The organism is Leucobacter sp. UCMA 4100 (genome assembly GCF_027853335.1).
Taxonomy (GTDB): Bacteria; Actinomycetota; Actinomycetes; order Actinomycetales; family Microbacteriaceae; genus Leucobacter_A.
This window is the reverse complement of sequence record NZ_JAFEUS010000002.1, coordinates 717288-731324: the sequence shown is the minus strand read 5'-3', so window position 1 is coordinate 731324 and position 14037 is coordinate 717288. Positions and strand designations below refer to the sequence as shown.

Genomic DNA, 14037 nt, shown 5'->3' with positions numbered 1-14037 from the left:
ACCCGTGGTTGAAAACCTTGAAGCGCTCGGAAGGGCGTGGCCGCGCATCATGGAGGGGCTCGGTATCACCGTCACCCTCACGCTCGGCGGCGCCCTTCTCGCGCTCATCATCTCTGTTGTGCTGGGGCTTATGGCCCTGTCGCAACACGGCCTCGTACGTGGTATTGCTCGTGTGGTCATCGAATTCTTTCGTGGCACCTCGCTTGTCGTGCAGCTCTTCTTTCTCTTCTTTGTGTTGCCGCTGTTCGGCTACGAACTTACGCCGATTTTTGTCGGTATCTTAGGCCTGGGGCTGAACTATGGGGCCTACGGAGCAGAGGTCGTTCGTGGGTCGATCAACGCGGTTCCGAGCGGTCAATGGGAGGCCACGACGGCGCTCAGTATGTCGCGCTTTGGTCGCATGCGTCGCGTGATTTTTCCGCAGGCGTGGGCCATCATGTTGCCTTCGCTCAGTAACCTGCTCGTGCTGCTGCTCAAAGGTACGGCGATTGTGAGCTTCATCACGATGTTTGACCTCACGGCTTCGCTCAACAAGCTGCGCATCGACACGAACGTCTTCTTCGCCTACACGGTTGGCCTGCTGCTCTACTTCGCTCTGGCGTGGGCGTTCAGCCTCGTCATGATTATGCTCGAGGCGCGCGCTAAGCAGAAGCTTGGCCGCGGTAAATCATTCGGCGAAATGCTTCGCGGCTCGACCTCGAAGGTAACCGCCGCACAAGATGCTATTCGCCCCAGCAACGGTCAGGGGGTGACGAAGTAATGCAAGACGCACTCTGGAACTGGGACTACGCGCTCGAAGCGCTACCCATCTTGCTCGGCGCCTTTGTGAAGGTGACCCTTCTCGTCACGGTGCTCGGCAGTGTGATTGCTGCGCTGCTCGGTCTCGTGATCGCTGTCACGAGGCGAAGCGCGCCTCGCCCCATCGCGCTCGCGCTCGGTTTTGTCGTGAATTTCATACGTATGACCCCGATCGTTGTGCAGTTGCTGTTCGTCTATTACGCCTTTTCGAGCGTCTCACCGCTCACTCTCGGCGTGATCGTGTTTGGGGTGCACTACGCCACCTACATGGCCGAGAGCTATCGCGCGGGCATCGAAGCGGTTCCCGCGGGGCAGTGGGAGGCGAGCACGGCACTCAGCATGTCACGCGGCCGCACCTGGTGGGCCGTCATCATTCCGCAGGCCATCAGAAGCACGCTGCCCTCGCTGGGCAACTACGTGATCGCGATGTTTAAAGACACCCCCTTTCTCATGGCGATCACCGTCACCGAGCTTGTGCGCGCCGCACAACTGTTCGGCGGCCAGCACTTTCGCTACATCGAAGCGATCACGATCGCCGGCGTGATCTTCTTACTTGCTAGCTACCCGACCTCACTCGTGATCGGGCGAATGGAGAAACGACTTGTCAATAACGCCTAACCCTTCAGAAGAGCCGGTCGAGGTGCAGTTCGAGCACTCGCCGGCAACCCACACCGGGGCAATTACGATTGCCAACGGCGAGACGCCCGCGATCCACTTCGATGGCGTCGAGAAGCGCTTTGGCGACCACGTCGTGCTCAAGGGGCTCGACTTCTCAGTGCGCAAGGGCGACCGGGTCACGCTCATCGGCCCCTCGGGCTCGGGTAAGACGACCATTCTGCGGCTCGTCATGACGCTCGAAGAGGCAAACGGTGGGTACATTTACATCGACGGCAAGCCACTCACCCACCGCGAGGTGAACGGCAAGCGCGTCGAGCTCAAAGAGAAGCACAAGAACGAGATGCGAAAGCGCATCGGGATGGTGTTTCAGCAGTTCAACCTGTTCCCGAACATGACCGTGCTCGAGAACATTATCGAGGCGCCCGTGCACGTGCTCGGGGTGCCGAAGGCGAAGGCTAAAGCACACGCCTACGAGCTGCTTGAGAAGGTCGGTTTGCCCGACAAAGCCGATGCGCACCCCTCGCAACTTTCGGGCGGGCAGCAGCAGCGCGTCGCGATTGCGCGAGCGCTCGCGATGGACCCAGAGATTCTGTTGCTCGATGAGGTCACGAGTGCGCTCGACCCCGAGGTCGTGGGCGAGGTGCTCGGTATTCTCACTGATATCGCGCGCGACACCGATGTCACCATGCTCATCGTGACGCACGAGATCCAGTTTGCACGCGAGGTTTCAAACCGCGTGCTGATGTTCGATAACGGCAGCATCGTTGAAGAGGGCGATCCTGAAACCCTCTTCAATAATCCAAAAGAGCACCGCACGAGAGAGTTTCTCTCGGCGGTGCTCTAAGGGGCCGCGAGGTGATCGCGACATATTGGTTGCGGATCGCGCGCTACGCGCGTGCCGAGCGGGCTCTGCGCAGTACGACGAGGGCGGCACCGAGCGTGATCGCGGCTACCGCTGCGAGCCCGATCATGCCGGGGTTGCCGCCGGTTGATGCAAGGCTTTCGGGGGTGCTGGGCGTCTTGGCGTCGGTTGTCGGCTTTGACGCGGTCGGCTCTGAGGGCTGCTCAGTGGGCTCAGAAGGATCGGCTGGTTCAGCAGGGTCCACCGGCTCCTGAGGGTCTTCGGGAGTCGTTACCGAGGGGTCTTTGGGCTCTGGGCAGGTCTCGGCGGTGACCGTGAACTGCCACTCGGTGGTCGCTCCAGCCTCGAGGAAGTAGCCCTCGGCTGCGGCGGCGGTCACGGTGATGACGTCACCGTCGCGGGTTTCGCTGTAGATGACACCCTCGTCATTGGGAAGGCTGACCCTCGCTTCGACGCCGCATGCGCTGGCGCGCTTGAGCGCTGGCTCGGTCGGGGCCACGAATCGGGTGACAAGCTGAGAGGTGAAAACCAGGTACCCGGTGGAGTAGCCTTGCCAGCCGTCTGCACCGTTACGAACCCAAGGTTTGAAGTCGTGATCAGAGTTCTCCCAGTCAATGTTCATGACGAATGAGGCATTTTCCCCACTCTTCGTCACCGGGTCGATGACGAGGGCATAGCGCGAGCCTTTGGTGAGCAGCGGGCGGTCGGCAAACGAGACCTTGGCCCAAAGCTGTCCTGAGCCATCTGGCTCTTCGAGGGTTATTGCCGACGATGATCCGCCTGCCAATGGCTCTGCTGCGGGGCCGGTCGCGTCGTCAAATTCGTGAATATTCATCGAAGTGAAGTCGGCGCCGGTTTCGATGTTGTTCAGCTTGATGCGCACCGTTGCCAGGTTGCCCGTTTCAGTCTGGGTGAAGGGCTGTGCCATGTGATCAGAGGGTGATGAAACTTTCCAGGCTGAGGCAAAACCGCCCGTCGGTGACTCGGCACCCGGCCGAAACTCTTCGGTTACCGCAGCCGCTGGCGCGACCATGCTGAGACTCCCTGCGAAGCCGAGTAGTGCGGCGGTGACCGTCGCGAGCAGTGGTGTGAAGACACGCATGAATGGACCCTTTCCCCTGAGTGCGTGGAACCCCCGTGAGCGCTCATCGCTCTGTAACCTCTCGGGCTGCTCCGTGCACGGGGCAGACAACCCGCAACGATATGCGGGGCCACGGCCCAGTGGGTTCCCGGGCAAATGGGGGAGCCCGAGCAGAAAGTGTTGCACCCTATGCAACGTGCGTAGCCTATGCGTGATGGAGCGGCGAATTCAAGCGGCCTGGCGCAACGTTATGCGCATCGCTCACGAGTAGCGTGAAAAGCACGGCGTCTTTTGTCGACAGTGTGACAAGTTGGTTTTGCGCCCGAAATGGGCGATTAGGGGCGAACCGCATCGGTGTCGAGGGGCTGTTCTGCGGCCTCTCCCCGGGGTCGCCCGGCGAGAACCCAGTACACGATGCCGACGAGAAGCCCGCCACCCACGAGGTTTCCAAGACCCACGAAGAGCATGTTTTCGGCAAAGAGCGGCGCGCTTGCGGCGGGGTCTCGCAGCAAGACGCCGATCCAGTAGGTGGTCATGTTGGCCACGACGTGCTCGAAGCCTGCGCTGACGAAGGCGAGCATGGCCAGCAGAATGACGGCGATGCGCGGGCCCGGGGCGACGATGCGCACGCCCATCCACACCGCGAGGCACACCAGGACGTTGCACAGGGTGCCGCGAATGACCAGTTCGAGCGGGGTGAGCAGCGACTTCGAGAGCAGCAACTCGTGCACCATAGCTCCCGCGGCGGCGTTCGTTTCGAGCACCCCGGATGCGACGATGAGGGCCGCGAAGAGTGCGGCGCCCACGAAGTTTAGGGCAAAGGTGGTGGCGATGAGGCGTACGGCGGTGCGGCCGCCGATGCTCTTGGCCGCGAAACCCTGAACCGCGGTCATCATGGTTGAGGTGACGAGCTCGGCGCCGGCAAACACCACGAGGGTGAGAGCGACACCAAAGACGAGGCCGCTGACGAGTTTGGTGAGTGGGTCGCCGGCGGCGAGCAACGGCCCGGCCGTACTCACCATGAGAATGACACCAACACCAACGTAAGCGCCGCCGAGCAGACCTGAGACGGTGAAGGCGCCTGGGCGTTTGAGGTCGCGGGCCTTCGTGAGGGCTGCCTTGGCCTGGGTGTCGAGGGCCTCGGGAATCGAGAGCATACTGCCGCCTTTGGGTATGAATCGGTGACGTGAAAACACGAGAGTGTGGTTCGCGAGAATATCGCGAACCACACTCTGCGGGTATTGCCTGGCCTGGTTTACTAGGCGACGCTGTGCGCGAGGCTCAGTTCAGGCGCCTCTGAACGGTATTTGCCGTATCCGAGCTGAATCATGATCTGGTCGGCGACGTAGCGCGCATCGTGCCACACGCCCCAGATGAAGTTCGAGCCGCGGCGGGAGAGCCAGGGCAGCCCCAGGAAGTAGATGCCGGTCTCTTTCGAGATGCCACGCTGGTGATCGGGGTACCCGCTGTCGTCGAAGGCGTCGACCTGCAGCCACGAGTAGTCGACACCAAATCCCGTCGACCAGAGCACGGTCGTGATTCCGGCCTCGGCGAGATCGATCTCACTGAGGGGGCTTGTCACGCACTCGGGGAGCTCACCGAGCACGTGTGCCTCGGGCTCTTCGGGCAGGTCGAGGCCGTTGCGCAGTACGTATTCATCGGCCTCGCGGAGCGTCGTCAGGTAGTTGTCGTCGCCTCGCGCAATGCTCTCGGCGAGACCTGGCTCGAACGTGATGTTGCCGTTCTCGTAGCCTTTCGTTCGGCCAACGAGGGTGATGCCGCCCGCCGCCAGTTCACGAAAATCAACCGTGTGGCCGCCGTCGGCACCGCTCACCGCGATGGTGACGTGGTCGGCTCCCTGCGGGGGCGTGTTTGCCTCCCACTTGCCGAGCACGCCGAGCCACCACACGAAGTCCCGGCCGCGGTACTGGCGCGGTGGGCGGTCATGGTCGCCCACCGATAGGTACACCTGGCGCCCCGACTTCTGAATCTCGTCGGCGATCTGTACGCCCGATGAACCGGCCCCAACCACGAGCACGTTGCCCTCTGGCAGCTGGCTTGGGTTGCGGTATGACGACGAGTGCAACTGGTGCAGGCCGCTGTCGGCGGGAATGATGCGTGGGTACCGGGCTACCTGAAAAGGGCCGGTTGCCGCGACAACGTGAAGCGCCGCATAGGTGCCCTCTGACGTCTGCACCTCGAAGCCTGGCTTGCCCTCGCGCTTCGTGACCTGACGCACCTCGACGCCGCACTTGATGGGGGCGTTGAACCGTGCAGCGTACTGCTCGAAGTAGTCGGCGACGGTTTCTTTGTCTGGAAACGCGTCGGGGTGTACGCCGGCGAACTCCTGGTTCGGAAACCGGTCGTGCCATGCTGGCCCGTTTGCGACGAGGGAATCCCAACGCTCTGAACGCCACCGCTCGGCAATGCGGCTCTTCTCGAGCACGACGTGCGTGATGCCGCGGTCGGTTAAATGCTCGCTCATGGCTACACCGGCTTGCCCGGCGCCAACGACGACGACTTCGACCTCCTGAATCGACATGCGATCTCCTCAACTTTGAAAATATGGCCCGATAGGCGGCTTGAATACCGGCGCTCACGGCTTTTGCCCGCACCAAGAACGATGCGTGGGTGGCCAGAGCCCGTTCCTTCAAGCAAAAGCCCTTGCGGGCCGCGAAGCAAATAGTCGTTTTCGCTCGCGTCTATCAATAAAAGAGATGCAGTTGGTTTGCTAGATCGAAAAGAATGTTTAGTGAAGCGTTTCCTGGGGGTCAGCTTCGAGCAGAATGCGGCGGATCATCTTGGTCACCGCGACCGCACGTTGCGAGCGCTGCACCTTCGTGAGGGTGCTCACCACGATCTCGAGGCTTGGCACCGCCCCTTCGATTTCAAGGGGAATCACCTTTTCGCCCGTATACGTGCGCTTGATGTTTGGGCGCAGGTTGAGAATCGAGTAGCCGAGGCCGAGGGCAACCATCGAGCGCACGGTTTCGTAGCTCGAGCTCCGGTGCGCGATGCGCGGCTCAACCCCAGACTCTTTGAGTACCGAGAGGAAGTATTGGGAGCTCGAGGGGAGGTTGAGCATGATGTACGGGTCATCGGCGAGGTCTTTGAGTGCGATGCTGCCGCGGCCCGCGAAGCGGTGCTTCGTGTCGACGATGACGTGGGGTGCGACGTCGATGATTGTTTCACGCAGCAGCCCTTCTTCCTGGGCGAAAGCGTAGTGAACGCCGAGTTCTGCGCGCCCGTACCTGAGGGCCTCGAGAATGGTCGCATCGTTTCCCTCGAGCACCTCGACCTCGAGCTCTGGGTACTCTGAGTTGAGCCGTGAGAGCAGTTGCGGCACGAGAAACGGCGCGAGGGTGTTGAAGCAGGCGATCGTAATGCTGCCCTGCACTGCCTGCTGGCCCTCGTGAAGCCCCTCGATGGTGTTCGAGAGCATCGTGAAGAGCTCCTGGGTGTCGGCGACGAGCTGGTGGCCCTGCGGGGTGAGAATGAGCCCCTTCGAGTGCTGCCTGATGAAGAGCGTGGTACCGAGCGCCTGCTCGAGCTGGGTGATGGCGGTCGACACAGCCGACTGGGCGACGAGCATGCGCTGGCTGGCCTCGGTCATGTTGAGGGTGCGGGCGCACTCAGAAAAATAGGTCAGCTGGGTGAGGGTAATGGGAAAACGCTTCATCGACATCTTTAATCACCTAAATAGATTTGATAGCTAACTTTTAACTATTTTACAGATGCTATCGAAGGGCCGAGAATAGTTCCAGTATCCATTAGTGCTGCTCAACGAGGAGAACCGTGATGACGACTCATGTGCGACTGAGAAAATTCAATACCAAAGAGACGTACCCCGAACAGAATCTCGACAACGACCTCTGCCAGGCCGTCGTCGCCGGCGGTGTGGTCTACCTGCGCGGTCAGATCGGTCAAGATCTTGAGACGCGTGAGTCAGTTGGTATTGGCGATGTCACCGCCCAGACCGAGCAGGCCATGAAAAACATTCAGATGCTGCTCGAAGAAGCCGGCAGCAAGCTCGAAGACATCGTCAAGGTCACGATCTACATCATCGACCCCCGCTACCGCGAAGACGTGTACCGCACCGTGGGCAAGTGGCTCAAGGGCGTGTACCCGGTCTCGACCGGAATCGTCGTGCAGGCGCTTGCTCGCCCCGAGTGGCTCGTCGAAATTGACGCCACCGCCGTTCTGAGCGAGGCATAGCACCATGACACTCTCACTCATTCTGCGCGACGCTGAGACCGGCGACTTCGGTGCGGCGATCAGTTCATCATCGCCTGCCGTTGCTGCTCGGTGCATCAACCTTGCTCCCGGAGTTGGCGGCGCAAACTCGCAAAACGTGACCGACCCGAGGCTCGGTTTTCAGCTCATCGAGCAGCTTCGCAGCGGATCAGGCGCACAGGCAGCCCTCGAAGCGGTCGTGCGCGGTGCCGACCCCGAGACCATCGGGTACCGTCAGCTGCTCGTGCTTGATACCTCGGGCAAGGCGGCAGTGTTTACCGGCGACCGAGCCCTCGGAACTTTTGGTGAGGCGACCCGCGAGAACGGCGTCGCTGGTGGCAACATGCTTGCGAACCTCGGGGTGCTCGATGCCCTCGTCGACGCAGCGCTTGCAGCAGAAGGGCCCCTCGAACGCCGGCTCATGGCGGGCCTCAAGGCTGCCGTTGCAGCGGGCGGCGAAGAAGGCCCCCTGCACTCGGCCGGGCTCTCGGTTGTGACCGATGCTGGCTGGCGGGTCACCGACCTGCGGGTCGACTGGGCTGATGGAGATCCGATCGCAGAGCTTGAGACCCTTCTCGACCGCTGGATGATCGAGCGCGACGACTACATTAACCGCGGCATCAACCCCCACGTCGCCCCCTCGTACGGGGTTCCGGGCGATGAGTAACGACGTGAAGGCGCGCATCGCCGATCGGCAACGAGCGATCGACGACGAGCTCATCGCGCTCTCGAATCAGCTGCACGCAGACCCAGAGCTCGGGTGGCAGGAGCATCGCTCTTCTCGGGCGGTCGCCGACCTGCTTCGCGCGCACGGGTTTGTGGTCGAGCAGCCCTACCTTGGGCTTGAGACGGCCTTTCGTGCCGTCTTCACGCCGTCGCAGTCGCGGTTTACCGTTGGCTTTCTCGCCGAGTACGATGCGCTCCCTGGTCTTGGCCACGCATGCGGGCACAACCTCATTGCGACCATGTCGGCCGGTGGCGCGATTGCGCTCTCTGAGGTTGCCGAAGAGCAGGGCATCACCGTGACCGTCGTTGGCACTCCCGCTGAAGAGGGTGGCGGTGGCAAGATCGAGCTGCTTGAGCGTGGTGCTTTTACTGAACTCGACTTTGCGCTCATGGCGCACCCTGCTCCCGTCGACGTGGCCGAGGCTGAGCCCTTCGCGGTCACTCACTGGCACGTTCAGTATGAGGGTCACGCAGCGCACGCCGCGGCCTATCCCGAGCGGGGCGTCAACGCGAATGACGCCTTCCTTGTGGCGCAACTTGCCATGGCGCTCCTGCGTCAGCAGCTCCCGTCGACCGTGCGGGTGCACGGGGTACAGACGCGTGGTGGCGAAGCGCCGAACGCGATTCCCGAGCGCACCGAGGGTCGTTGGTACGTGCGTGCCACGACCACCGAAGAGCTCCTTGATCTCGAGCGTAGGGTCGAGGCCTGCTTCGAAGCCGGGGCGGTTGCGACCGGTGCGAAGCTCACGATCACGCCCGAGAGTAAGCGTTACGCCGAGATGCGCACCGACACCGAGGCGCTTGCGCATTACAAGACCAACGCGCTCGCGCTCGGCCGAAATTTTGACGTGAGCCCGGCACAGGCGACCATGAACCGCGCCTCGACCGACATGGGTAATGTCTCGCAGCTCGTGAACGCCATTCACCCTTATATTGGGGTCGGGTCGACAGCGAGCAACCACCAGCCGGCGTTTGCCGAAGCGTGCGTGGGCGAGATCGCCGAGCAGACCCTGCGCGATGGGGCAACGGCCCTCGCGTGGACAGCGTTTGACGTCGCAAAGCGGCGCATGACACCGACCAAAGCAGAACTGACCGAGGAGAACTGAGAATGAGTCACACGTTTGATGAGTGGCGGGCGAAGGCCGAAGCACTGGTGTTCGATGGTCGCCCCGTGATCCACGGTGAACGCGTCGATGCCCTCTCTGGCGCAACCGTCGAGAAAAAGAACCCGGCGACGAACCAGGTGGTCTCGCAGTTGCACGCGGGCAACGAAGCCGACGTCGATGCGGCGGTTGCCTCGGCGCGTGCTACCTACGAGTCGGGGGTGTGGTCGCGCGCTGGCGCCGGCTACCGTCGCGAGCGCCTGCTCGCCTTCGCCGAGGTGCTTGAGGCGCACGCCGACGAGCTCGCGCTCTACGACACGATCGACATGGGCAAGCCCGTGCGCGAGTCGTCGACGATCGATGCGCCGGGTTCGGCTGCGCTCTACCGTTTTTATGGTGAGGCGATCGAGAAGCTCGAAGACCGTATTCCCGTCACCGCGCCGGGATCGACCGCGCTCGTGACCCGCGAACCTCTCGGGGTCGTTGCCGTCATCGTTGCGTGGAACTACCCGCTCGAAATCGCAACCTGGAAGATCGCGCCGGCCATCGCCGCCGGCAACTCGGTGGTCATCAAGCCGCCCATCGAGGCTTCGCACTCGACGCTGCGACTCGCAGAGCTCGCGGCCGAGGCTGGCATTCCTGCGGGCGTCATTAACGTGGTGCCAGGGCGCGGATCGCAGGTTGGTAAGGCGCTCGCCTTGCACGAAGACGTTGACATGCTCGCTTTCACCGGATCGACCGAGGTCGCAAAGCAGCTGCAGCAGTACGCTGGGCAGTCGAACATGAAGCGTCTCGCGCTTGAAGCTGGTGGCAAGAGCTCGAACATCATCTTTGCCGACACCGACGACTTGCAGGCCGCGGCGGCAAAGGCTGCGTTCGGCAGCTTCTATAACCAGGGCGAAATTTGCTCGGCGAACTCTCGCATCTTTGTTGAGCGCCCGGTGTATGACGAGTTCATGCGGCTCTACGTTGAGGCGTCGAAGGCATACACGCCGGGCGATCCGCTTGATCCTGCCAGCGGAATCGGCTCGCTCGTGTCGCAATCGCACGCCGATAGCGTGTGGGCGACGATCGAGAACGCGCGCCGTGACGGCACGATTGTTGCGGGCGGTAACCGGCCCGAGATAAACGGTTCGCAGGCCTTCATTGAGCCGACGATCGTCACCGACGTTCCGATCGATCACGAGGTGCACACCCGCGAGATCTTCGGCCCCGTCGCGGTCGTGACGCCCTTCGACACCGAAGAAGAGGCGATCACGCGGGCCAACGAAACCCCGTACGGCCTCGCGGCCTCGGTATGGACCGGCAGCCTGGCAAGGGCGCACCGCGTCTCGCAGCTGCTCGTCGCTGGCACCGTCTCGGTGAACACCGTTGACGCGCTCGGGTTCACAACACCCTTCGGCGGGTTCAAGCAGTCGGGCTTTGGCCGTGACCTCTCGATTCACGCTCTCGAAAACTACACAGACTACAAAACAACCTGGATGCAGTGGGGCTAGGCCCCGGTGCTCAGTCAATAGGAAAGGAACGACCATGACACAGCAAGTCGCTGAAACAGTTGTCGTGCCACAGCAGGCCGAGGCCGGTGGCGAAGACCTCTCGCAGATGGCCAAGCGTCACCTCGTGATGAACTTCACGCCCGCGAGTAAATACCGCGAAGACGATCTTCCGGTCTTCGTACGAGGCGAGCACTGTTCGGTTTTCGATGCCGAAGGCCGACGCTTCTTTGACGGGCTCGCAGGACTCTTCTGCGTGCAGCTCGGCTACACCCACGGCGCCGAGGTTGGCGACGCGGTGCGAGAGCAGCTCGCGGCCCTGCCGTACCAGACCACCTGGAGCGTTGCTCACCCACCCGCGGCAAAGCTCGCGAAGAAGCTCGCCGACCTCGCGCCTGGCGACCTCAACCGCGTGTTCTTTGCATCGGGAGGTGGCGAGTCAAACGAGTCGGCAATCAAGCTCGCTCGTCAGTACCACATCACCCGTGGTGAGGGTACCCGCTACAAGTTCCTCGGCCGCCGCGTGGCTTACCACGGCACGAGCTTTGGCGCGATGTCGCTGAACGGCATGACCGACGTGCGCAAGATGTTCGAGCCCCTCATGAACGGCGTGCGTCACACCCACAACACGAAGCGCTACCGCCGCCCAGAGGGTGAAACGGCTGAGCAGTTCACGCAGTTCCTCTTGCAGGAGCTCGAGTCGCTCATCGTGCAAGAGGGCGCCGACACCGTTGCCGCGATCATCATGGAGCCACTGCAGAACGCGGGCGGTAGCCTGAAGCCACCGACACCCGAGTACTTCCAGGGCGTTCGCGCGCTGTGCGACAAGTACGGCATCCTGCTCATCGCCGACGAGGTCATCACCGGCTTCGGTCGCCTCGGCTCGTGGTTCGGCTCGACCCACTACGGGTTCCAGCCTGACATGATCACGTTTGCCAAGGGCATTGCTTCGGCGTACATGCCCCTCGGCGGCGTCATCGCGAGTGACCGCGTCATCGAGACCGTGCTTGACGGCCCACTCGGCATGTTCAACCACGCACTCACCTACGGCGGGCACCCTGTGGCGTGCGCCGCAGCGCTCAAGAACCTTGAGATCATGGAGCGAGAGGGCGTCGTCGAGAACGTCGCCGAACTCACCCCGTACCTCGAGCAGCAGCTCGCCGGCGTGCGAGATCGCCACCAGGACATCGTCGGCGACTTCCGCGGCGACGGCTTTCACCGCACCTTCGAACTCGTCACGAACCACGAGAAGAAGGCGTGGGATGCACCCAACCTGCCGGCAGACGAGTTCGTTGGCAAGTACCTGAACCCCGCGCTTGGCGAGGTCGGCCTGCTGTGCCGCGTCGCCATTGACGCCGAGGGCAACCCGCTCGTGCAGGTTTCGCCCCCGCTCGTGATGACGAAGGCCGATATTGATGAGCTGGTCAGCCTGCTCGACAGCGCCTTCGGTATCGCAAAGAAGAACGCGAGCCTCTAACCACCGCGTCTTCGCAGGTAGCGCCCGTGACGATTCACGGGCGCTACCGACCCATCTCCTCTTGTATCGCTTCTATCGATTTTTTATCTCATTCTTATCTTGTAAATAGATTGTGGTTGCTCCTTCCTGGGGCCCGCCACGTAACAGGCAACGGAGCCGAAGGAGTGACCATGTCGCCCAAAGAACCCCCGGTCGTAACAAAGACCTTTGTGCAGTTTGAGCAGCAACACATCATGCCGATTCCCGAGACCGAGCGGAATGGTACGAACCGTTCGAACCTCTCCATCTGGGTGAGCCTCAACATGATGCCACTCGCCGTGGTCACCGGCGCGATCGCGAGCGGCGCATACGGTCTGCCGATCTTCTGGAGCATCGCCGCCATTCTCATCGGCAACGTCATTGGCGCATTCGGTGCCGCGCTCCACGCATCGCAGGGGCCGCACCTCGGCATTCCGCAGATGCTGCAGGCACGCGCCCAGTTCGGATACTTGGGCGGTAGCCTCTTCGCGATCATCGCGCTCATTATGTTCCTCGGCTTCTTCGCCGGCATTCTTATCGTCGCGAAAGACGCGATCGAGCTCGTCTTTCCCGGCGTCAACGGCACCCTCGCGATTATCGTGTTCGCCGCCGTCGGCATTCTCCTGTGTATCTTCGGCTACGACCTGCTTCGCAAGACCATGACGTGGATCTCGATCTTGATCGGCGTGACCGTTGCCATTTCGATGATCATGCTCGCCATGAATCCTGCCGTCACCTCGCAGCGCGCCGAGGCCGCGTTTAACTTCGAGGGCTTCTTCGCGATGCTCGCGATTGGCGTGGTGTGGCAGCTCGCATACGCGCCCTACGTCTCTGACTACACGCGGTACCTGCCCAAAGACACTGGCCCGAAGTCAGCGTTCTGGAGCACCTACCTCGGCCTTGTTGGCAGCTCAGTCTTCGTGATGTCGCTCGGCGTGCTGCTCGGCGCCGCGAGCCCCGACAACCCACTTGCTGCGCTCTCTGATCACCTTGGCGGCTTCGGTGTTCTCGTGCTGCTCATCTTCGCGATTACCTCGGCGCTCATCAACGGCGTCGAGCTGTACTCGGCCGTCATGAACGCCCTCACGGTCATGCAGTCAAGCTTCAAGAACATCGTGATCACGACCCGCACCCGAGTGATGACGACCCTCGTCGTTGGACTCATCGGCATGGGCATCGCGCTCTTCGGCCAGGGCGACTTCATGACGACCTTCGACAACTTCCTCTCGCTGCTGCTCTACGTACTCATCCCGTGGTCAGCGATCAACCTCGTTGATTACTTCATCGTGAAGAAGGGCGACTACGTGATCGCCGATCTCTTCGCCCGCGACGGTGGCCGTTACGGTAAGTGGAACCGAGTCGGTCTCCTGAGCTACTTCATCGGCCTCGCGGCCCAGGTGCCCTTCATGATCACCGATCTCTACACCGGCCCAATGGCTGGGCCGCTCAACGGCATCGACATCGCCTGGCTTGTGGGCTTTGCCGTCACCGCTGTGGTGTTTCTCGTGCTGGTGCGCTCTACATCACGCAGCACAACACGCGTCAGCGCGTAACACCCAATGGGCGGGGCGGGCCCTCGTGGCCCGGCCCCGCCGCCTCTCGATAGCTTCTCGGTCTCGCGCCAAGAT

The 14037-nt window shown here is 62.1% G+C and carries 13 protein-coding genes; 9 read left to right on the top strand and 4 right to left on the bottom strand.

Annotated elements, in window-relative coordinates:
• Nucleotides 1-4: 4 nt before the first annotated feature.
• The 3 genes from ehuC (at nucleotide 5) to ehuA (ending at nucleotide 2260) form a co-directional block, all read left to right on the top strand.
• Nucleotides 5-760, top strand: coding sequence for an ectoine/hydroxyectoine ABC transporter permease subunit EhuC (ehuC, locus tag JSO19_RS03625; RefSeq protein WP_270909797.1), 756 nt, complete (start codon nucleotides 5-7; stop codon nucleotides 758-760).
• A complete protein-coding gene (ehuD, locus tag JSO19_RS03620; RefSeq protein ID WP_270909795.1) occupies nucleotides 760-1416 on the top strand; it encodes an ectoine/hydroxyectoine ABC transporter permease subunit EhuD in 657 nt (218 codons plus the stop codon). Before ehuC ends, ehuD begins: the two co-directional genes overlap by 1 nt.
• A gap of 61 nt (nucleotides 1417-1477) precedes the next feature.
• The gene (gene ehuA / locus JSO19_RS03615) at nucleotides 1478-2260 is read left to right on the top strand and encodes an ectoine/hydroxyectoine ABC transporter ATP-binding protein EhuA (RefSeq protein WP_442915704.1); all 783 of its coding nucleotides are present in this window, start codon (nucleotides 1478-1480) and stop codon (nucleotides 2258-2260) included.
• 43 nt (nucleotides 2261-2303) lie between these two features.
• Here ehuA and JSO19_RS03610 read toward each other — a convergent pair whose 3' ends face one another.
• From JSO19_RS03610 to JSO19_RS03595, 4 genes are all read right to left on the bottom strand, one after another.
• Nucleotides 2304-3380 carry a hypothetical protein gene (locus JSO19_RS03610; protein WP_270909794.1) on the bottom strand — a complete coding sequence of 359 codons (1077 nt, stop codon included), beginning with the start codon at nucleotides 3378-3380 and terminating at the stop codon, nucleotides 2304-2306.
• A 314-nt stretch (nucleotides 3381-3694) separates the two neighbouring features.
• Nucleotides 3695-4516 carry a formate/nitrite transporter family protein gene (locus JSO19_RS03605; RefSeq protein WP_270909793.1) on the bottom strand — a complete coding sequence of 274 codons (822 nt, stop codon included), beginning with the start codon at nucleotides 4514-4516 and terminating at the stop codon, nucleotides 3695-3697.
• A gap of 101 nt (nucleotides 4517-4617) precedes the next feature.
• Entirely contained in the window at nucleotides 4618-5901 is a 1284-nt protein-coding gene (locus JSO19_RS03600) for a flavin-containing monooxygenase (protein ID WP_270909792.1), read from the bottom strand.
• Between the two features lie 207 nt (nucleotides 5902-6108).
• Nucleotides 6109-7038, bottom strand: a complete 930-nt coding sequence (locus tag JSO19_RS03595; protein WP_270909791.1) for a LysR substrate-binding domain-containing protein — start codon at nucleotides 7036-7038, stop codon at nucleotides 6109-6111.
• Nucleotides 7039-7157: 119 nt separating this feature from the next.
• Here JSO19_RS03595 and JSO19_RS03590 point away from each other — a divergent pair, with 119 nt between their 5' ends.
• From JSO19_RS03590 to JSO19_RS03565, 6 genes are all read left to right on the top strand, one after another.
• Nucleotides 7158-7574 carry a RidA family protein gene (locus JSO19_RS03590; RefSeq protein ID WP_217135490.1) on the top strand — a complete coding sequence of 139 codons (417 nt, stop codon included), beginning with the start codon at nucleotides 7158-7160 and terminating at the stop codon, nucleotides 7572-7574.
• A 4-nt stretch (nucleotides 7575-7578) separates the two neighbouring features.
• On the top strand, nucleotides 7579-8259 hold the full coding sequence (locus JSO19_RS03585; RefSeq protein ID WP_270909790.1) for a DUF1028 domain-containing protein: 681 nt from the start codon (nucleotides 7579-7581) through the stop codon (nucleotides 8257-8259).
• Nucleotides 8252-9424 (top strand): M20 family metallopeptidase, encoded by a 1173-nt coding sequence (locus JSO19_RS03580; protein WP_270909789.1) that lies wholly within the window; start codon nucleotides 8252-8254, stop codon nucleotides 9422-9424. The genes JSO19_RS03585 and JSO19_RS03580 overlap by 8 nt, the downstream gene beginning before the upstream one ends.
• 2 nt (nucleotides 9425-9426) lie before the next feature.
• Entirely contained in the window at nucleotides 9427-10917 is a 1491-nt protein-coding gene (locus JSO19_RS03575) for an aldehyde dehydrogenase family protein (RefSeq protein WP_270909788.1), read from the top strand.
• Between the two features lie 34 nt (nucleotides 10918-10951).
• Nucleotides 10952-12391, top strand: coding sequence for an aspartate aminotransferase family protein (locus JSO19_RS03570; RefSeq protein WP_217135476.1), 1440 nt, complete (start codon nucleotides 10952-10954; stop codon nucleotides 12389-12391).
• Between the two features lie 170 nt (nucleotides 12392-12561).
• Nucleotides 12562-13962 carry a purine-cytosine permease family protein gene (locus JSO19_RS03565; protein WP_270909785.1) on the top strand — a complete coding sequence of 467 codons (1401 nt, stop codon included), beginning with the start codon at nucleotides 12562-12564 and terminating at the stop codon, nucleotides 13960-13962.
• The last annotated feature ends 75 nt before the right edge of the window (nucleotides 13963-14037 follow it).